Origin of the sequence: Streptomyces sp. NBC_00989, from assembly GCF_045162655.1 — a bacterium.
In the GTDB taxonomy this organism is placed as follows: Bacteria; Actinomycetota; Actinomycetes; order Streptomycetales; family Streptomycetaceae; genus Streptomyces.
The window spans coordinates 5,513,161-5,532,894 of the sequence record NZ_CP108728.1; the positions used below are offsets into that span (position 1 = coordinate 5,513,161).

The 19,734-nt window shown below is 69.4% G+C and carries 17 protein-coding genes; 10 read left to right on the forward strand and 7 right to left on the reverse strand.

Annotation, left to right across the window (positions count from 1 at the left end; translation table 11 throughout):
• The first annotated feature begins 53 nt into the window (after window positions 1-53).
• Window positions 54-1,259: a pyridoxal phosphate-dependent aminotransferase gene (locus OG714_RS24115; RefSeq protein ID WP_406123964.1), complete on the forward strand. Its 1,206-nt coding sequence runs from the start codon at window positions 54-56 to the stop codon at window positions 1,257-1,259.
• Window positions 1,260-1,343: 84 nt separating this feature from the next.
• Here OG714_RS24115 and OG714_RS24120 read toward each other — a convergent pair whose 3' ends face one another.
• Complete coding sequence (locus OG714_RS24120) at window positions 1,344-1,877, reverse strand: YbjN domain-containing protein (protein WP_406123966.1); 534 nt, start codon at window positions 1,875-1,877, stop codon at window positions 1,344-1,346.
• A gap of 108 nt (window positions 1,878-1,985) precedes the next feature.
• On the opposite strand from OG714_RS24120, the gene OG714_RS24125 reads away from it, so the two are divergent.
• Window positions 1,986-2,444, forward strand: coding sequence for a hypothetical protein (locus OG714_RS24125; protein WP_406123967.1), 459 nt, complete (start codon window positions 1,986-1,988; stop codon window positions 2,442-2,444).
• 31 nt (window positions 2,445-2,475) lie between these two features.
• Here the strand turns inward: OG714_RS24125 and clpB are convergent, their stop codons facing one another.
• Window positions 2,476-5,073 (reverse strand): ATP-dependent chaperone ClpB, encoded by a 2,598-nt coding sequence (gene clpB / locus OG714_RS24130; RefSeq protein WP_406123969.1) that lies wholly within the window; start codon window positions 5,071-5,073, stop codon window positions 2,476-2,478.
• A gap of 121 nt (window positions 5,074-5,194) precedes the next feature.
• Between clpB and OG714_RS24135 the strand changes: the two genes are divergently transcribed.
• On the forward strand, window positions 5,195-5,620 hold the full coding sequence (locus OG714_RS24135; RefSeq protein WP_406123971.1) for a pyridoxamine 5'-phosphate oxidase family protein: 426 nt from the start codon (window positions 5,195-5,197) through the stop codon (window positions 5,618-5,620).
• Window positions 5,621-5,761: 141 nt separating this feature from the next.
• On the opposite strand, the gene OG714_RS24140 is transcribed toward OG714_RS24135, so the two are convergent.
• Entirely contained in the window at window positions 5,762-6,097 is a 336-nt protein-coding gene (locus OG714_RS24140) for a hypothetical protein (protein ID WP_026178811.1), read from the reverse strand.
• Window positions 6,098-6,391: 294 nt separating this feature from the next.
• Here OG714_RS24140 and OG714_RS24145 point away from each other — a divergent pair, with 294 nt between their 5' ends.
• Together OG714_RS24145 and OG714_RS24150 are read left to right on the forward strand one after the other, a co-directional pair.
• Entirely contained in the window at window positions 6,392-7,429 is a 1,038-nt protein-coding gene (locus OG714_RS24145) for a helix-turn-helix transcriptional regulator (RefSeq protein WP_406123973.1), read from the forward strand.
• On the forward strand, window positions 7,426-8,409 hold the full coding sequence (locus OG714_RS24150; protein WP_406123974.1) for a LuxR C-terminal-related transcriptional regulator: 984 nt from the start codon (window positions 7,426-7,428) through the stop codon (window positions 8,407-8,409). Before OG714_RS24145 ends, OG714_RS24150 begins: the two co-directional genes overlap by 4 nt.
• On the opposite strand, the gene OG714_RS24155 is transcribed toward OG714_RS24150, so the two are convergent.
• The gene (locus OG714_RS24155; protein ID WP_406123976.1) at window positions 8,372-9,439 is read right to left on the reverse strand and encodes a LuxR C-terminal-related transcriptional regulator; all 1,068 of its coding nucleotides are present in this window, start codon (window positions 9,437-9,439) and stop codon (window positions 8,372-8,374) included. The two genes, OG714_RS24150 and OG714_RS24155, sit on opposite strands and share 38 nt — an antisense overlap.
• Before the next feature lie 262 nt (window positions 9,440-9,701).
• Here OG714_RS24155 and OG714_RS24160 point away from each other — a divergent pair, with 262 nt between their 5' ends.
• From OG714_RS24160 to OG714_RS24170, 3 genes are read left to right on the forward strand one after another with little or no spacing between them, the layout of a single operon-like run.
• A complete protein-coding gene (locus OG714_RS24160; RefSeq protein WP_406123978.1) occupies window positions 9,702-11,246 on the forward strand; it encodes a circularly permuted type 2 ATP-grasp protein in 1,545 nt (514 codons plus the stop codon).
• A complete protein-coding gene (locus OG714_RS24165) occupies window positions 11,243-12,175 on the forward strand; it encodes an alpha-E domain-containing protein (protein ID WP_318017702.1) in 933 nt (310 codons plus the stop codon). The genes OG714_RS24160 and OG714_RS24165 overlap by 4 nt, the downstream gene beginning before the upstream one ends.
• A gap of 1 nt (window position 12,176) precedes the next feature.
• A complete protein-coding gene (locus tag OG714_RS24170) occupies window positions 12,177-13,019 on the forward strand; it encodes a transglutaminase domain-containing protein (protein WP_406123980.1) in 843 nt (280 codons plus the stop codon).
• A gap of 22 nt (window positions 13,020-13,041) precedes the next feature.
• On the opposite strand, the gene OG714_RS24175 is transcribed toward OG714_RS24170, so the two are convergent.
• Window positions 13,042-14,148, reverse strand: coding sequence for a sugar ABC transporter substrate-binding protein (locus OG714_RS24175; protein ID WP_406123982.1), 1,107 nt, complete (start codon window positions 14,146-14,148; stop codon window positions 13,042-13,044).
• A 295-nt stretch (window positions 14,149-14,443) separates the two neighbouring features.
• On the opposite strand from OG714_RS24175, the gene OG714_RS24180 reads away from it, so the two are divergent.
• Complete coding sequence (locus tag OG714_RS24180; protein WP_406123983.1) at window positions 14,444-15,823, forward strand: fibronectin type III domain-containing protein; 1,380 nt, start codon at window positions 14,444-14,446, stop codon at window positions 15,821-15,823.
• A gap of 136 nt (window positions 15,824-15,959) precedes the next feature.
• On the forward strand, window positions 15,960-18,011 hold the full coding sequence (locus tag OG714_RS24185) for a PA14 domain-containing protein (protein WP_406123985.1): 2,052 nt from the start codon (window positions 15,960-15,962) through the stop codon (window positions 18,009-18,011).
• A gap of 67 nt (window positions 18,012-18,078) precedes the next feature.
• Here the strand turns inward: OG714_RS24185 and OG714_RS24190 are convergent, their stop codons facing one another.
• Together OG714_RS24190 and dnaJ are read right to left on the reverse strand one after the other, a co-directional pair.
• Window positions 18,079-18,531: a heat shock protein transcriptional repressor HspR gene (locus OG714_RS24190; protein WP_033284884.1), complete on the reverse strand. Its 453-nt coding sequence runs from the start codon at window positions 18,529-18,531 to the stop codon at window positions 18,079-18,081.
• Between the two features lie 5 nt (window positions 18,532-18,536).
• Window positions 18,537-19,724, reverse strand: coding sequence for a molecular chaperone DnaJ (dnaJ, locus tag OG714_RS24195; RefSeq protein ID WP_406123986.1), 1,188 nt, complete (start codon window positions 19,722-19,724; stop codon window positions 18,537-18,539).
• Between the last annotated feature and the right edge of the window lie 10 nt (window positions 19,725-19,734).

Genomic DNA, 19,734 nt, shown 5'->3' on the forward strand with positions numbered 1-19,734 from the left:
GGCCGTCTCACCTGCCAAAGCAGAGTTGAGGAACTCCAGAGCTTGAGCGCAGGATGGCGGGCATGACCTCCACCGCACGCCCCCTCCTCAACCGCCGGCTCGCCGAGTTCGGAACGACGATCTTCGCCGAGATGTCCGCCCTGGCCCTGAAGACCGGGTCGATCAACCTCGGCCAGGGTTTCCCCGACACGGACGGCCCCGAGGAGATCCGCGAGGCGGCGGTCCGCGCACTGCGCGACGGACGCGGCAACCAGTACCCGCCGGGCCCCGGCGTCCCCGAACTCCGCACCGCGATCGCCGCCCACCAGCAGCGCCGCTACGGCCTCTCCTACGACCCCGACGCCGAGGTCCTGGTCACGGCGGGCGCCACGGAGGCCATCGCCGCCGCACTCCTCGCCCTGGTCGAACCCGGCGACGAGGTCATCGCCCTGGAGCCGTACTACGACTCCTACGCCGCCTGCATCGCGATGGCGGGCGGCACCCGCGTACCGGTCACGCTCCGCCCCGCCGACGGCAGCTTCCGCCTGGACCTGGACGAGCTGCGCGCCGCCGTCACCGACCGCACCCGCCTCCTCCTCGTCAACACCCCGCACAACCCGACCGGCACCGTCCTCACCCGCGAGGAACTCGCCGCCATCGCCGAACTCGCCGTGGAACGCGATCTGTTGGTGATCACGGACGAGGTGTACGAGCACCTGGTGTTCGACGAGGCCGAGCACATCCCGCTCGCCACCTTCCCGGGGATGCGGGAGCGGACGGTGTCGATCGGTTCGGCGGGCAAGACGTTCTCGTTCACGGGGTGGAAGGTCGGCTGGGTGACGGGCACCCCCGCCCTCGTCACGGCCGTGCGGTCGGCGAAGCAGTTCCTGACGTATGTGGCGTCGGGCCCGTTCCAGTACGCGGTGGCGGAGGCGCTGGCCCTCCCCGACTCCTACTTCGACGCCTTCCGCGCGGACATGCTGGCCAAGCGGGACTTCCTGGCGACGGGCCTGGCGGAGGCGGGCTTCGAGGTCTTCCGCCCGGCCGGCACCTACTTCGTCACCACCGACATCCGCCCCCTCGGCGCGGCCCTGTCCCAGAACGGCGACGGCTTCGCCTTCTGCCGCGCCCTGCCCGAACTCGCCGGGGTCGTCGCCATCCCGAACGCGGTCTTCTACGACCACCGGGACGCGGGCGCGCCCTTCGTGCGGTTCGCGTTCTGCAAGAAGGTGGGTGTGCTGGAGGAAGCGGTGGGGCGGCTGAAGAAGCTGGCCGGCTGAGCGGACATGACGACGGCGCCCGTCCACAGGCTGTGGACGGGCGCCGTCGGTACGTTCGCGCAGGTCGTGCGGGACCGAGGAGGACTACTCCTCGTCGTCCTCAGGCTTCTCGACGGCCTCGTCGACTTCCTCCGTGAGGCCGAGCTGCTCGACCAGCCAGCGGTCGAACTCGATGGCGGCGCGCACCCAGCTGACCGTCGAGGAGACGAAGTGGTTCAGGTCGACGCCGGTGCCGACCAGCATCTGCGCCTCACCGATGAGACGGACGGTGCCGTCGTCGTGGGTGTGGCTGTAGACCTTGGGCCACAGGGTGCGCCGGTTCCAGTCGTCGATGGACTCCAGCAGCTGCGGCTTGGAGTCGATCTCGTGGGGACGGTCGTAGAACGTCCGTACCGAGAAGACGAGCTGGTCGTCCTCACCACGGAACATGAAGTACGTACGGAACTGCTCCCACGGCGCCGCGAGGTCACCCTCGTCGTCGACGACATACTTCAGCTCCATCTGTTCGAGGAGCTGCTTCACGAGGTCCTGATCCGGGACGACGGGGCCCGCCGGTCCTTGGGGGTTCGGCTCGGGCTGGCCCCCGAAGTTCGGAATCGAGGACGGGTCGATGCTCACCGTGTATTTCCCTTCGTACGGATTCCGCCATCCTCCCCCATCCGGGGAGGGGGGTGGCAACCCCTGAAGGGGCTGTCCGCCACGGGCTGACCGGATACGGTCATGCACATGCGGAGGGGGATGCGGTGGCTGCCGTGGGGGTTGTGGTGGATGTGCCTGGTCTTCGTGGTGTGGGCGGGCTGGTCGTTCGTACAGGGGATGCTCCGCGCCTCCTCCGGTGACGACCCTCCCGACACCGTCGCCAGGGTCGGCTGCGCCGAGGCCATGGACTTCTCCGGCGCCGCGCTGCCCGAGGACACCCGGGACGCGCACTGCACCTCGTACACCTGGGGAGGCCAGGCGTACGACGGCAGTTTCCGCATGCCGCGCGCGACGCTACGGGGATGGCTGACCGAGTCGTTCCCGGACGGTGTGGGCATCTCCTGCGAGGACGACGGCGAGCTGTGCGTCCGCACCGTCCACGACCCGCACACGACCGGCGCCTACGACGTGACGGTGAGCGTGCGCTACGAGGGCGGGTCCGCAGGGGACACCGCCCTCGTCACCTTCGACGCGAGTTCCTACTGAGCGCCTGACGTCATGACCTGAATGCCGGGCGTCACAACGTCTTGCCCGTCGCCGGCCCCACGATCAGCCCCTCCCCGAACGCGTCCACCCGTACCGTGTCCCCGTCCTTGACCTCGCCCGCCAGGATCTCCTTGGCGAGCCGGTCGCCGATCGCCGTCTGGACGAGCCGCCGCAGCGGTCGCGCGCCGTACGCCGGATCGTTGCCGTTGTCCGCGAGCCAGGTCAGGGCCTCGTCGCTGATCTCCAGGGTGAGGCGGCGCTCCGCGAGGCGCTTGGCCAGGCGGCCGATCTGGAGGGCGGCGATACGGCCCAGCTCCTCCCTGTCCAGGGCGGAGAAGACGACCAGGTCGTCCAGCCGGTTCAGGAACTCCGGCTTGAAGGACGCCCGGACCACCTGGAGGACCTGCGCCTTCTTCTCCTCCTCGCCGGTGAGCGGGTCGATCAGGAAGTTGCTGCCCAGGTTCGAGGTGAGAATCAGGATGGTGTTGCGGAAGTCGACCGTCCGGCCCTGACCGTCCGTCAACCGCCCGTCGTCCAGCACCTGGAGCAGTACGTCGAAGACCTCCGGGTGCGCCTTCTCGACCTCGTCGAGCAGGATCACCGAGTACGGCCGCCTGCGCACCGCCTCCGTGAGCTGACCGCCCTCTTCGTAGCCGACGTATCCGGGCGGGGCGCCCACGAGTCGGGCCACGCTGTGCTTCTCGCCGTACTCCGACATGTCGATGCGGACCATCGCCCGCTCGTCGTCGAAGAGGAAGTCGGCCAGGGCTTTGGCCAGTTCGGTCTTTCCCACGCCCGTCGGGCCGAGGAAGAGGAAGGAACCGGTGGGGCGGTCGGGGTCGGCGATGCCGGCGCGGGTGCGCCGTACGGCGTCCGAGACCGCTCCTACGGCTTCCCGCTGGCCGATGAGCCTGCGGCCCAACTCCTCCTCCATGCGCAGGAGTTTCTGCGTCTCGCCCTCCAGGAGGCGGCCCGCGGGAATGCCCGTCCAGGAGCCGACGACGTCCGCGATGTCGTCGGGGCCGACCTCCTCCTTCACCATCGTGTCCTTGGAGGCTTCTTCCTCAGCCTGGGAGGCCTCCTCCAAGTCCCGCTCCAGGGAAGGGATCTCGCCGTAGAGCAGCTTGGACGCGGTGTCGAAGTCGCCGTCGCGCTGGGCGCGTTCGGCCTGGCCGCGCAGTTCGTCGAGCTTCTCCTTCAGCTCGCCGACCCGGTTGAGGGACTGCTTCTCCTTCTCCCAGCGGGCGTTGAGGCCGCGCAGCTCCTCCTCGCGGTCGGCGAGGTCGCGGCGCAGCTTCTCCAGCCGCTCGATGGAGGCGGCGTCCGTCTCCTTGTCGAGGGCCAGCTCCTCCATCTTCAACCGGTCGACGGAGCGCTGGAGTTCGTCGATCTCGACCGGGGAGGAGTCGATCTCCATGCGCAGGCGGGAGGCCGCCTCGTCGACGAGGTCGATCGCCTTGTCGGGGAGGAAACGGGAGGTGATGTAGCGGTCGGAGAGGGTTGCGGCGGCGACCAGCGCGCTGTCCGCGATGACGACCTTGTGGTGTGCCTCGTAGCGGCCCTTCAGGCCACGCAGGATCGCGATCGTGTCCTCGACGCTCGGCTCGGCGACCAGCACCTGCTGGAAGCGGCGCTCCAACGCCGGGTCCTTCTCGATGCGTTCGCGGTATTCGTCGAGGGTCGTCGCGCCGACCATGCGCAGTTCGCCGCGGGCGAGCATCGGCTTCAGCATGTTGCCGGCGTCCATCGCGGAGTCGCCTCCGGCACCGGCGCCCACGACGGTGTGCAGCTCGTCGATGAACGTGATGATCTGGCCGTCGGAGTCCTTGATCTCGGCGAGGACGGTCTTGAGCCGCTCCTCGAACTCGCCGCGGTACTTCGCGCCCGCGACCATCGCGCCGAGGTCCAGCGCGACCAGCCGCTTGTTCTTGAGGGACTCCGGCACGTCCCCCTTGATGATCCGCTGCGCCAGCCCCTCGACGACGGCGGTCTTGCCGACGCCGGGCTCGCCGATCAGCACGGGGTTGTTCTTCGTGCGGCGGGAGAGCACCTGGACGACCCGCCGGATCTCCTGGTCCCGCCCGATGACCGGGTCGAGCTTGCCCTCGCGCGCGGCGGCCGTGAAGTCCGTACCGAACTTCTCCAGCGCCTTGTACTGCCCCTCGGGGTCGGGTGTGGTCACCCGGCGCCCTCCCCTGCTCTTCTGGAACGCGTCCAGCAGCTTCTTCGCGCCGGCCCCCTGCCGGGAGAGTACGTCCCCGGCCGCGCCGCCCTTCGCGGCGATACCGATCAGCAGGTGCTCGGTCGAGAGGTAGTCGTCGCCGAGCTCCTTGGCCCGCTGGCCGGCGTCCGCGATCACGGCCAGCAGCTCGCGGTTGGGCTGCGGCGGCGCGACGGTCGACCCGGTCACGCTCGGCAGCGAAGCGAGCACCCGCTCGGCCCCGGACCGTACGGCGGCCTGATCCGCGTCGACGGCGGCCAGCAGGTCGGTGATGTTCTCGTTGTCCTGCCCCTCGAGCAGGGAGAGCAGCAGATGCGCCGGGGTCAGGTCGGCATGCCCCCCGGTCACGGCACGGTTGCTGGCCGCGTTGATCGCGTCCCGGCTCCTGTTGGTCAGCTCGGCGTCCACGTTCCGGTACTCCTCCTCCTACGACCTTCGTGCACGGAATGACACGGTCAACGTGCACAAAGTTGAGTCTATTCCACTCAAGGCAGTGGCGGGGAGGATCGAGGGACTAAGTTCCGGGACCATGGCCGCATATCCGCTGGACCCGGGCGATCCCGACCCGTCGTACCTCACCTTCTGGCAGGAACGGCACCTGTGCACCCTCACCACCCTCCGTCCCGACGGCACCCCGCACGTCGTTCCTGTCGGAGTGACATACGACCCGGAGGCGCGCCTCGCTCGGGTCATCGCGAACAAGTCGAGCACGAAGGTGACGAACATCCTGGCCGCCGGACCCGAGGGGGCACGGGTCGCCGTGTGCCAGGTGGACGGGCGGCGCTGGGCGACGCTGGAGGGCCGGGCCTTCGTACGCCTCGAACGCGACCGGGTCGCGGAGGCGGAGCGCCGATACGCGGAGCGTTACGGGCGGACGCCGTCGCCGAACCCGTCCCGGGCGGTGATCGAGATCGAGCTCACGCGGGCGATGGGGAAGGCGATCAGGAAGGGCTGAAGCGATCAGTTCCAGCCACTGACGTGGGGCCCATACCCAGACATTTCGCACAAACTGCAGCGGCGTCACCGTGTTCAGGTCACGGTGACGCCGCTGCGGGGGGAAGCACCTGAGCGATCTTTTTACGACGGGGGAATCGCGTCAGGCACTGCGGGGGGTGGCTGAGATGGTCTGGACGTCGGGGGCATCCGTTTCCACCAGCCGGTGGTCTCGCTGGTCAAGATTCACAAAGATCATTCCGTACCGAATGGCACATCGCACTGGCTGCGGCGCCCCCCGAGGCCGCCGCAGACACCGGTACGCCCGTACGTCCTCGTCCTCGTCCCGCGTCACGACGACCGGCTCACCGAACACGGTCACCATGAGCGAGTCACCGCTGTGGGGGATGGCGGTGGCCAGGTCGATGAAGTGCCAGCCGGAGCGGTAGGCCGTGGCCATTTCTCGGCGGAAGCTGCGGTCGTCGGGAGGCGTCGTCATGTCAAGACCATTGGGTGTCGCCCGGCGTGGCCACGACGTCGTCGAGAGCCGCGTCGGCTTGCACCGATGACCACTGGGTGTCCCCCGCCCGTATGTCGCTCTTCGCACCAGAAAGGCCACTCAGCGTTCCGAAGGCCACAACGGCGGAGAAGGCGGCGACAAGCACCGAGCGAAGCATTCTCTTACGCATAGTCGGCTTCGTCCTCACTTGAAGGTCCCCTCTTCCCCCGTCTGATAAGACGATGGCTCATTCAGGCACGTCATGACCACACAATGAGTGCATCATGTTCCTGCATGTTCAGGACCCTGGGGGGTGGAGATTTGACGACAAATCCGACAGAAGCGACACATCCCCACACGATCGCTGAACTGTGTGAGGAAGGAAGGCGCGTATACGCCAACGCACTACGCACGGGGCGCGTAGCCCGCGTGGACGTGGAGGACGCTCCCTGCCTCATGGAGTTCGCCCTCCTGCACGCCGATCCGGACGACGAGAACTGGCTCCGGCCGGTGCCTCCCTCGGTGGCGCTGTCCCTGCGGCTGAACCCGCTCGAACGCGAGATCTCCGAGCGCAGACGCACGTCCATGGAGCTGGCCGAGGTCTTCGAGCCCTTCATGACGCTCACCGCCCAGGGCTCGGCCCCGGAGCACTCGATCACCGTGCTGGAGGGCCTCGACCGCATCAACGGCGCCCTCGACCTGGCCACGGACCAGTGCCGCAACGAGGTACTGACGGTCCAGCCCAGTGTCCGCCATCCCGAACGCCGGATCATGGAGGGCCTGGAGCGCGACAAGACCCTGACCGACCGCGGCGTGCGGATCCGGACGCTCTACCAGCACACCGCCCGGTTCATCCCGGAGCGGCTGGCCTACGTGGACCAGTTCGCCAACGGCAAGGTGGAGTACCGCACCATCGACGAGCTGGTCGAGCGCCTCGTCATCTGTGACGAGACCGTCGCCTTCATCCCCATCCGGGACGACCGGCAGGTCGCGCTGGAGCTGCGCCACCCGGGGCTCGTGAGCTACCTGATCAAGGTCTTCGAGTTCATGTGGAGCCGCGCGGTCCCGCTGAGCGCCGGCAGCCCCTACGAGACCGCCCCCGACGGCATCACGGACATCCAGCACTCCATCGCCAAGCTCCTCGTCGAGGGCCACGTCGACGAGGCGATCGCCCGCCGGCTGGGCATGAACGTACGGACCTGCCGGGCCCACATCGCCAAGCTCGCCACGGCCCTGGGCAGCGGCAGCCGCGCCCAGCTCGGCTTCCTCATAGCCCAGTCGGGCATCCTGCAGCAGGACCAGCCGACGCAGGAGGGAGACAGCGGGCCGTGACCGGGGCGCACACACACGGGGTGGCGGAGCTGTGTGCGGAGGGGCAGGGCCTGTACGTCCACGCGCTGCGCGAGGGGCACGTCCCGGCCGGGGACTCGGAGGGCACACGCTGCCTGGTCGGTCTCGGGCTGCTCCACCCCGACGTGGAGGATCCCCGCTGGCTGCGCCCGGTCGCACCCGGTTCGGTGCTCCACCGGCTGCTGCGGAAGTCGGCGGAGCGCATCGCGGACGAGCGGCGGCTCGAAGACCGTCTGGAGGCCGTCTTCGAACCGCTGATGCGCATCGCCGGCCACGGCCCGGGAACGGAACGCGTCCCGACGGTCGAGGTCCTCAGCGGGCTCGACCGCATCGGCTCCGCCATCACCCAGGCCATGGCCGCCTCCTCGGGCGAGGTCCTCACCATCCAGCCGCACATCACGCACACCTCTTATACGGCCCCCGAGTTCCACGCCGAGGCGCTGGCCCGCGACCAGGCCCTGCTGGACCGGGGCGGCCGGCTGCGCACGCTCTACCAGCACACCCTGCGCCACGCGCCGTCCGTCCTCGCGCGCCACGAGCGGCTCCGCGGCGATGTCGCGGCGCGCACCCTGGACGAGATCCCGGACCGCCTCATCGTCGTCGACCGCACGGTCGCCTTCCTGCCCGCCAACGAGGACCGCACCCTCGCGCTGGAGGTCCGCCACCCCTCCCTGGTCGCCTTCTGCGCCACGGTCTTCGACCGGCTCTGGCACCTCGCCACCCCGATGTTCCCCGACACGGTCGAACGCCCCTCGCTGAACGGGGTCAGTCCACGCCAGCGCGCCATCGCGAGCCTGCTCGTCGAGGGCCACACCGACGCGGTGATCGCCGACCGCCTGGGCTTGAACATCCGTACCGCCCGCGTCCACATAGCCAAGCTCGCCGCCACCCTCGGCAGCGAGAGCAGGGCCCAACTCGGCTACCTCATCGGGCAGTCGGCGATTCTCGATCCGCCGGGGTGAGCTGCACGGGGACGTCCGGCAGCCGCGCCGAGGCGCCGTCCAGACCCACTTGCGCTATGCGGACGCCCAGTTGGGTACGGCTGGCCGCGCCCAGCGTCTCCGACAGCCGGGCGATGTGGGCGCGGCACGTCCGCACGCTTATGCCGAGCCGTTCCGCGATCACCGCGTCCTGGTGGCCGTCCGCGAGGAGGGCGGCGATGGACTGTTCGCGGTGGGAGATGCCCTCGATGCCGGTGTCCGGCAAGGGGGCGCCGACGGGGATCGCCAGGCGCCACAGGCGGTCGAAGACCGTGACGAAGTACTCGATCAGCGCGGGGTGGCGCAGCTCCAGGGCCATCGTGTGGTCGGCGTTGGCGGGGATGAAGGCGACCGTGCGGTCGAAGAGGATCAGGCGGTCGACGACCTCGTCGAGCGTCCTCGCCTCCACCGCCTCGCCCATCAACTCCAGGTAGGTCAGCAGGCCTTGGCCGTGCCGGGCCACGTGGGTGTACAGATCGCGCATCCGTACCCCGCGCGAGCGCAGCGCCAGCGCCCGGTGCAGGCCCTCCGTGAGTTCCGGCTCGCGGCGGATGCCGCCGGGCTGGATGGTGAGGACCTCGCCGGTGCAGGCCTCGGTCGCGTCGTCCATCGCCGCCTGGATGCGGGAGAGGCCGTCGAGGACGCGGATCGCGGCGCCGCCCTCCAGCGACGCCGAGGCCGACGCCATCGCGGACGCCTGGATACGGCGGCCGAGACCGGCGTACCACTCGAAGGCGGCCACCGCCGAACCCACCCGCCGGTGGCTCTCGCTGACCTCGTCGTAGACCCCGCGCAGCAGCCGGGTCATGACCTCCTGCGGGGCGGTCGGCACCAGCCAGGCCATGTCGTCGGGGTCGGGGTGGAGGAGGGCCAGCTCCAGCAGGCACGGCACCGGTTCGGCGTCCGTGCGCGGTACGCGGCCCCGCCGTACGGCCCGGGAGTACACGCGGTCCCCGGCGTCGCAGAGTCGGTCAGCACCGTGTGGATGCTCGTCCGTCCCGTGCCCGGCCATCGCCCATCCCACCCCCGGTTCCCGGCTCTTTGCAGCGCAACTATGCGCGGACCGGTCCTGCTCCGCAACACGGCTGCCCCTCGAACGGGCCCCGAAAACCGCCGATATCACCCACTATCTCCCGGCCTCCGCGCCTCACCTTGCAACAAGCTGGGGGGTGTCCGGCCAGTAGCACCGAGTCCCTCGTCGTATCACTTTCCGCGTGAGCTGCCGGAAATCACTCAGAGATCGTCGTGTTACGTATCGCACTTAACGTCCCCTCATGGCGGACATATTTGACGCATACGCATTGGCCGATGCGTGGGACGAGATGTTTGTGCGGCCGGGTGAGGTCAGAACCGCCTACGAGCCGGTACTGGCGGCACTCCAGCCCATCGAGCCGAGTGAACTGCGCTTCCGCGCGGACCAGATGGCCCGCGCGTTCACCGACCGCGGCGTGACCTACGCCTTCGCGGGCGAGGAACGGCCCTGGCCACTGGACCTGGTGCCCCGGATCATCGACGCGCTGGAGTGGGATCTCATCCAGCGCGGGGTGGCGCAGCGGGTGCGGGCCCTGGAGGCCTATCTCTCCGACGCCTACGCGCACTGCCGCGCCTTCGAGGACGGTGTCGTGCCCTGGCGGCTGCTCCTCAACTCGGCTCATTTCCATCGGGCCGCACAAGGGGTCGAGCCACCGGGCGGGGTGCGCATCCATGTCGCCGGCATCGACCTCGTGCGCGACGAGGCCGGCGACTTCCGGGTGCTGGAGGACAACGTGCGGGTCCCCAGCGGGGTTTCGTACGTCATCGAGAACCGCAGAGCCATGACGCGGATCTTCCCCTCGCTCTTCGCCGAGCAGCACGTGGTCCCCGTCGACGGGTACGCGCAGAAGCTGCTCGCCGCGCTGCGGGCCGCCGCGCCCGCGGGCACCCAGGACCCCCGGGTCGTGGTCCTCACTCCGGGGCCGGGGAACGCCGCCTACTTCGAACACGCCCTGCTCGCGCGGCTGATGGGCGTGCAGTTGGTGGTGGGGCACGACCTCACGTGCCGCAACAACCGGGTGTGGATGCGGACCACACGCGGCGAGGTGCCCGTCCATGTCGTATACCGGCGGCTCGACGACGACTTCCTCGACCCGCTGCACTTCCGCCCCGACTCGGTGATCGGCTGCCCGGGCATCATGAACGCCGCCCAGGCCGGGAACGTCACACTCGCGAACGCGGTCGGCAACGGGATCGCAGACGACAAGCTCCTCTACACCTACGTCCCCGACCTCATCCGCTACTACCTCTCCGAGGAACCGATTCTCCCCAACGTGGAGTCCTACCGGCCCGACGAGCCTGGCCAGTTGGAGGCGGTCCTCGACCAGATCGACCAACTGGTCGTGAAGCCCGTCGACGGCGCCGGGGGCATAGGCATCGTCATCGGGCCCAAGGCCGACGCGAAGACCCTCGAACGCACTCGCAAAGCCGTCGCCGCCGACCCGCGCGGCTGGATCGCCCAGCGCCCCGTCGCCCTGTCCACCTCCCCCACCCTCGCGGGTGAACGCATGGCACCGCGCCACATCGACCTGCGCCCGTTCGCCGTGAACGACGGCACCGACGTCTGGGTGCTGCCCGGCGGCCTCACCCGCGTCGCCCTCCAGGAGGGCAACCTGATCGTCAACTCCAGCCAGGGCGGCGGCTCCAAGGACACCTGGGTGCTCGCGGAGGGCCCCGCCGAACAGCCCGGGCCGATCACCCCGGACGGCGGACTGCCCGAGGTGGCACCCCGTCAACTCGGCCCCGACGGCAACCCCATGGTCGTACAGGAAGGGGCGCAGCAGTGAACGACGTGATCCTCTCCCGGATAGCCGAGGCCCTGACGTGGACGGGCCGTTACGTCGAGCGCGCCGACAACACCGGACGCATCCTCGACGCCTACCTCCACCGCATGCTGGAGGATCCCTGGCGCGACGAGGACGTGGCCTGCCGGTCGCTGTACGCGATCCTCGGGGTCGACGCGGGCGGTCAACGCGTCGACATGCAGCAGGTGTTGGACCAGCTCGCCTTCGACGCGCGCTCGACGTGCTCCATCGAGGGCGCGCTCGGCGCCGCCCGGCTGAACGCCCGCAGCGCCCGGGAAGCCGTCTCCTCGGAGATGTGGGAGTGCCTCAACTCCACCTGGCACGCCCTCGCCGACCAACGCCTCGCGGCCCGCCGTACGGGCCCCTACGCCTATCTCGAACTAGTGCGCAGACGCGCCGCGTTGTTCTTCGGCCTCGCGGACTCCACGATGAGCCGCGACGACAGCTGGCGTTTCGTCGTCCTCGGCAGGAGCCTTGAGCGGGTGGACATGACCGTACGGCTGCTGTCGGTACGCGTGTTGGACGCGGCGCACGCGCCCGACTGGCCGACGCTGCTCAGCGCGAGCGGCGCCGACGAGGCGTACGCGCGCGTGTACGGCGGTTTCGGCGACACCCCGCGCGTGGCCGAATTCCTGCTGCTGGACCGGGACTTCCCGCGTTCGGCGCTGCACGCGCTGACGACGGCCGAGGAGTGCCTGACCGCGCTCGGCCGGCAGCGCCAGGACCCGGCCCGGCGTCCCATCGGCCGGCTGCGCACCCGTCTCGAATACCTGGACTCGCACGCCTTGGAAGAGCAACTGCCCGCCCTCCTCAAGGACTTGCAGCACGCCTGCATGGACTCGGCGGAGGCGGTAGCGGAGTTGTTCTTCCCGTACCAGGGGCCCGTCGAGTGGGCCCAGGAAGGAGCCTGAGATGACCCGTAGGCTTCGCATCCGCCACACCACCCGCGTGTCGTACGCCCAGGCGGCCGTGTCCTCCCACAACGAGGTCCGGATGACACCACTGACACTCCCCGGCCAGACCACGCTGGACGCGCGCGTGACCGTCAACCCGACGACGCCGACCTGGTCGTACTGGGACTACTGGGGCACCCAGGTCACCGGCTTCGACCTGATGGACCCGCACGCGGACCTCACGATCACGGCGTCGAGCCTGGTCGAGACGTCCCCGCCGGAGCTGCTCGGCCCCTCCCCCGGCTGGCAGGAGGTGACCGAACGGACCACGAACTCACGCCTGTTGGAGTTCATCGGCCCGACGGTCCGTACGACGGTCCCGCCGAAGCTGCTGAAGAAGGCGCGCAAGGCGGCCGCAGGACTCGATCCGCACGGGACGGCGGTGGCGGTCTCGGCGCTGGTCGCCGACCGGGTGGCGTACCTCCCCGGCGTCACCGGTGTGAACACCTCCGCCGCCGAGGCCTGGGAACAGGGCGCCGGCGTCTGCCAGGACATCGCCCACGTGACCATCGCCCTGCTGCGCGGCCTGGGCCTGCCCACGCGCTACGTCTCCGGCTACCTGCACCCCGAGCGCGAGGCGGAGCTGCACCGCCCGGTGGCCGGCCAGAGCCATGCCTGGGTCGAGTACTGGGCGGGCGACTGGTGCGGCTACGACCCCACCAACCGGACCCGGCCCGACGAGTCCCATGTGGTGGTGGGACGGGGGCGCGACTACGACGACGTGACCCCGCACAAGGGGATCTACCGGGGAGTGGCGGGCGGACCGCCCGAGGTGACGGTGGAGTTCACACGCGTGGCGTGAACTCCCGTACGGGGCGGGCGGGTTACTTCAGGCCGATGACCGAGCACGCGGACTTGTAGTCGGACGTGCAGATGTCGGAGACCTTGTAGATGCCGTCCGCCACCACCGTCGACTTGATGTTGTCCTTCGTCAGCGCGACCACGGACACCAGCTGCGAGGGGATCTTCTTGTTCGTGGGGCTGTCGACCGTGTCACGGGTGAGGGCGTCGAACTCGATGTCCCTGCCCTGGACCTTGGCGACCGCGATCTTCGCGGCGGCCTCGGCGAGGTCGGGGTACGGCTTGTAGACACTCATGTACTGCTCGCCGGTGACGATCCGCTGCACGGCGGTGAGTTCGGCGTCCTGGCCGGTGACGGGCGGGATCTTCGTCAGGCCCGACGCCTTCAGGGCCTTGATGATGCCGCCGGCCATCGCGTCGTTGGCGGAGTACACCGCGGCGATGTTGTTCTTGCCGAGCTTGCCGATCGCCTCGGTCATCTCCTGCTGGGCGACGACCGGGTCCCAGGCCTTGGTGTTGTAGCTCTCGGCGATCGTCACCTTGCCCTGCAACTCGGACAGCGCCCCGCCCTTGAACACCGCGGCGTTCGGGTCGGTCGGCGAGCCGTTGATCATGACGATCTTGTCGGAGGTGTCCACGTTGCTGCCCAGCGCCTCGACCAGGGAGCGGCCCTGCACCTCGCCGACCAGCTCGCCGTCGAAGGAGACGTACGCGTCGATCGGGCCCTCGGCCAGCCGGTCGTAGGCGATGACCGGGATGCCGGCGGTCTTGGCCTTCTTCACCATGGTCCGGATGGCGTGCGAGTCGACGGCGTCGAGCACGATGATGTCGACCTTCTCGTCGATCATCTTCTGCATCTGCTTGTCCTGCGTGGCCGCGACGCCGCCGGCGTTCTCGTAGTCGGCCTTGCCCTTGTTCGAGGTGAGTTCCTGGATCTTCGCCTTCATGATCGGGAAGTCGAACTCCGCGTACCGCGTGTTCGTCTTCTCGGGCATGAGGACGCCCACCGTGATGTCGTTGCCCTTCGCCGGAGTCGCGTCCGTGCTGCTCCCCGACGAGTTGAGCACGCCACAGGCGGCCAGGGGGAGGGCCAGCGAGGACGCGGCCACGGATATGGCGATACGACGCATTGGGAGCTCACTTCTGGTGCCGTGCGGACGTGGGTGCAGCATTGCAACCCAGGTGACTGAAAAGCCAACGCGGCCGCGACCACCGGCGTCAAGCGGAACTACTTAACGAGATGGCAACGCCACGTTCCGTTTGGTATGTGGAGACGTTGCGGAACCCCATCCAAACGCTCTTTACGGACCCTCCACTCAAGGGGAGTTCATCAACGGGCAAAGATAAGCACAACCAACTCCCTTCTTCACAAGTCGTGATCATCAGCGGCCGTGTGCCGACGCGATCGATCCGACAGGGGTACGCATGAACCCAGCCAGACACACGACGGCCGTCGCCGTCGTGCTCTCCGTCGCGGGAAGCCTGCTCGCCGGCGCGACGAGTTCCGCGTCCGCCGCTGTCAGTTGCGCCTCGCCGGTCCACAAACGGCAGTTCTTCGCGAACACCACCTTCACGGGCACCCCGAAGAAGACGGACTGCGACAACGCGATCGACCAGAGCTGGACCGGCGCCCCCGCCTCGGGCCTCCCGAAGGACAACTTCGGCGTCCGCTGGAGCGTGACCCGGGACTTCGGCTCCGGCGGCCCCTTCGCCCTGGCCGCCTCCGGGCTCGACGGCATCCGCGTCTACCTCGACGGCGCCCGCAAGATCGACCTGTGGAAGAACACCTCCAGGACCGTGGCCAAGACGGCCAACGTGACGATCCCCAAGGGCAAACACACCCTGCGGATCGACTACGTCAACTGGACGGGCGCCGCCAAGGTCAAGTTCACGTACACGCCCCGGACCTCGGCGACCGTCGACAAGGTCCGGCCGCTCACCCCGACGGGCACCGCCGTCTCCTACTCCTCCGCGACCGGCAAGGCCAAGCTCACCTGGTCGAAGAACAAGGAGATGGACCTCACCGGGTACCGGGTCTACCGGCGCCTGAAGGGCACCTCGTTCGGCACCGAGCCGCTCGCGACGACCACCTCCACCACCTACACGGACACCCCGCCCGCGACCGGCGACACCTACTACTACGAGGTCCGCGCCCACGACAAGGCGGGCAACGAGTCCACGGGCACCGCGGACAAGCCCGTCACGACGGTCGACGCGGCCCCCGCCCGGGTGACCGGTGTCGTGGGCGGACACTCCGGGTTCACCGGGGTCACCACCCTCACCTGGCACCCGAGCCCCGAGACCGACGTCAAGGGCTACCAGGTGTATCGCGACGTCGACGGCACCTGGACCCTGGTGAGCGGCGCCGCACCGCTCACCACCGCCTCGTACACCTCGGCGTACCTGGCGGCCGGTGACACCAGGGACTACTACGTCGTCGCCGTCGACAGGGCGGGACACACCTCCGCCCGGTCGGCCACCGTCGCCCCCCTCCCCGTGCCGGCACCGATCGGCCTCACCGGCAGCGGCAGTTACAGCGGAGTGGCGCTGTCCTGGGCCTCGACCGGGGTCTCGGGGACGACCTACAACGTGTACCGGGTGTCCATCGAGTACTTCGGATCGGTGTCCTGGCCCTGGGAGAAGATCGGCAGCACCACCGAGACCTCGTTCGCCGACCTCACCGGTATCGCCGGCCTCACCTACATCTACGCCGTGACCGCCTCCGACGCCCACGGCAACGAGTCCGAGAACGACGGCCACACCTTCGCCACCAGGACGAGACCCACGCCGCCTGTAGAGGGGTGACGGTGGAGTAGCGGAGCAGGTCTCCGACCTCGACCGCACATCCCGTACAACCAAGCCCGTCCTTCGCGGGTCCTGATCGTCAACAGCGTCCTTTACCTTCCATTGACGCTTGGACGATCAGGACTCGAAGGACCGAATGAACCCAGCGAGACGCACGACCGCCGCCGCAGCCGGCGCCGTCGTGCTCACCACCGCGGGCGGGCTCCTCGCCGCCACCGCGGCCCCGGCCTCCGCCGCCACGACCTGCGCCTCCCCGGTCTTCAAGCGGCAGTTCTTCGCGAACACCGCCTTCTCCGGTACGGCGAAGAAGACCGACTGCGACAACGCGATCGACCAGACCTGGAGCGGCGCCCCCGCCTCCGGCCTCCCCAAGGACAACTTCGGCGTCCGCTGGAGCGTGACCCGGGACTTCGGCTCCGGCGGCCCCTTCGCCCTCACTGGCTCCGCGCAGGACGGCATCCGCGTCTACCTCGACGGCGTCCGCAAGATCAGCCTCTGGAAGAACGTCTCCTCGACGGTCAGGCAAACCGTCAACGTCACCATCCCCAAGGGCAAGCACACCCTCCGCGTCGACTACGCCAACTGGACCGGCAAGGCGACCGTCAAGTTCGCCTACACACCCCGCACCTCGGCCACCGTCGACAAGGTGAAACCGCTGGCCCCGACGGGGGCTTCGGTGGCGTACGACTCGGCCGCCGGCAAGGCCAAGCTGACCTGGTCCAAGAACAAGGAGATGGACCTCGCCGGGTATCGCGTCTACCGGCGGGCGAAGGGATACACCGACTGGCATCGGGTCAGCGGCACCAGCCTGCTGACGGGTACGTCGTTCGCGGAGTCCCTCGTGGCCTCCGGTCACGCGCACTACTACGAGGTGCGGGCCGTGGACAAGGCCGGCCTGGAGTCCGCGGGCAGTGCCGACCAACTCGTCACCACAGCGGACCGGCTGGCGCCGACCGTCACGGATCTGACCGTCTACGGCGACAGCGCCCTGGACGGGGTGGGCCTCTCGTGGATGTCCGGTGAGGGGTCGCTGACGTACCAGTTGCTGAGATCCGACGCACCCGGCGGGCCGTTCACGGTGGCCGCGCGCAATCTGAGCAACTCGGCGACCGATGCCACCGCCCCGTACGGGGAGACCTCCTACTACAAGGTCGCGGCGACCGACCCGGCGGGAAACACCGGGTACTCGGCGGTGGTCTCCCACGCCCGGCCACTCGCCGTGCCCTACTTCTGGAAGACGGAGAACCGGCCGGAGGACGGCGGCGGCATCGATCTGGCCTGGGACGTGTCGCCGTACGCGCCGGCCGAGTTCCGGGTCCACCGCGACGAGCACCGCTTCGACAACGCGACCGGCACGTTCGACGTCGTCGACTCCCAGGTGGTGCCCTGCGCCCCGACGCTCACCGACACCGCCTACGGCACCCGCCACACCTACAGCTGCACCGACACCACGGTCGTCCCGAGCCCGAGCGACGGGTTCTACGTGTACTGGGTGACGACCGTCGACGCGCTCGGGCGGGAGTCGGCCCCCTCGCAGACCGTCTCCCACGGCTACGGCGACGCCACCGCGCCGCCGCTCGTCACCGGGTTCACGGCCACCGCCACCGAGTACGGCACGGTCCTGGACTGGGACGACAGCCCGGCCGCCGACCTCGCCGAGTACAACGTGTTCCGGCTCAGCACGGTGGACGACGGCACCCAGTACACGCACGTGGGCACGGTCAAAGCGGGAACCAGCCGGATCGTCGACTCGGCGAATCTCCAGGACGGCGAGAGCCACACGTACTTCGTGGACGCCGTGGACACCTCTGGCAACTCCAACTACACGTCGGCCGACACCATGGTGTCCACCACCGTCACCGAGTACGACCTGCGGCCCACCGTGGAGACCCCCTCGGACTGGCTGGTCAGCGTCGACGCCCGGGCCGCCGACGGCTCGACGGCAGTCGATCTCACCTGGGACCTGTCCAGCTCGTACTACGGGGACGACATCACCGGGTACCGGGTGTACCGCTGGAACCCGGCCACCGCCGCGTACGAACCCCTGACCGCCGACCCGGTCACCGGCACGTCGTACACCGACACCACGGCCGCCGCCGGCACCACCCACTTCTACTGGGTGACCGCCCTCCACACCGACGGCACCGAATCCGCCCCCGGCGACGCCTGGGTGGCCCTGGCGCCCTGAACATCCCCAGCACACGGAAGGGGCCCGGAGGTTGAACCTCCGGGCCCCTTCCGCGAGTGAGTGGACGTCAGTCCGAGGACTGCTGCCGCTTCGGCCGCCACACCACCAGCGCGCTGGTCTGCTGGACCTCCTGGTACGGCACCAGGTCGCGCCGGTACGACGCGTGCACCGCGGCCTCGCGCTGCTGCATCGTCGCCGCCGCGCCCTCGACCGCCGACTGGAGTTCCGCGACGCGCTGCTGGAGCGCGACCACCTGGTTCTCCAGCTCGATGATGCGCTTGATGCCGGCCAGGTTGATGCCCTCGGTCTGCGACAACTGCTGGACGGTGCGCAGCAGTTCGATGTCGCGGGCCGAGTAGCGCCGGCCGCGCCCGGCCGTGCGGTCCGGGGAGACCAGGCCGAGACGGTCGTACTGGCGCAGCGTCTGCGGGTGCAGGCCGGAGAGCTGGGCCGCCACCGAGATCACGTAGACCGGGGTCTCCTCGGTCAGTTCATACGGATTGCGTCGACGGCCGTCCATCACTCTCATGCTCCCTTCGCGGCCTGGAACAGCTCCGCCCGCGGGTCCTCGCCCGCGGTCGCCTCTCGATACGCCTCCAGTGCGTCACGAGCATTCCCCGTGACGTCCTTCGGGACACTCACCTCGACGGTCACGAGGAGATCACCCCGGGTGCCGTCCTTGCGGAAGGCGCCCTTGCCGCGGGCCCGCATCGTCCGCCCGTTGGGCGTGCCCGGGGGCAGCTTCAGCGTCACCGGCGGCCCGCCCAGGGTGGGCACCCTGACCTCGCCGCCCAGTGCCGCCTCGGTGAAGGTCACCGGGACCGTCACCGTGAGGTTGTCCTCCTTGCGGCCGAACACGGGGTGCGCGTCGACGTGCACCATGACGTACAAGTCCCCTGCGGGACCGCCCCGTTCACCCGGTGCGCCCTTGCCGCGCAGCCGGATGCGCTGGCCGTCCGTGACCCCCGCGGGGATCCGGACCTGCATGGTCCGCGAGGACTTGGCGCGCCCGCTGCCCTTGCACTCGATGCACGGGTGCTCGGCGATCAGGCCCCGGCCCTTGCAGTCCGGGCACGGGTCCGTGAGCGAGAAACCGCCGCCGGAGCCGCGCGCCACCTGGCCGGTGCCGACGCAGGTCGGGCACACGCGCGGTGTGCCGTTCTTGTCGCCGGTGCCCGAACAGGCCTTGCAGGGCTGCTGCGAGGACATCCGCAGCGGCACCGTGGCCCCTTCGATGGCCTCCGTGAAGCTGAGCGTGACCTCGGACTCGATGTCCTGGCCGCGCCTGGGCTGCGTACGGGTCGTGCCCGTGCCGCCACGGTTGAACAGGCCGCCGAAGACGTCACCGATCCCGCCGCCGAAACCGCCGGCACCCCCGGCTCCACCGCCCTGCGCGCCGCCTCCGAAGAGGTCGCCCAGGTCGAAGTTGAAGTTGCCGCCGCCCGCGCCGCCCGGCCCCGGGCGGTAGCCGCCGTTGCCGAAGAGGGAGCGGGCCTCGTCGTACTCCTTGCGCTTCTTGGGGTCACCGAGGATGTCGTTGGCCTCGGAGATCTCCTTGAAGCGCTCCTCGGCCTTGGCGTTGCCCTTGTTGGCGTCCGGGTGGAACTCGCGGGCGAGCTTCCGGTACGCCTTCTTGATCTCGGCCTCGGTGGCGTCCTTGGGGACGCCGAGGACCTTGTAGTAGTCCTTCTCGATGAAGTCCTTGGTGCTCATCCTCGACGTC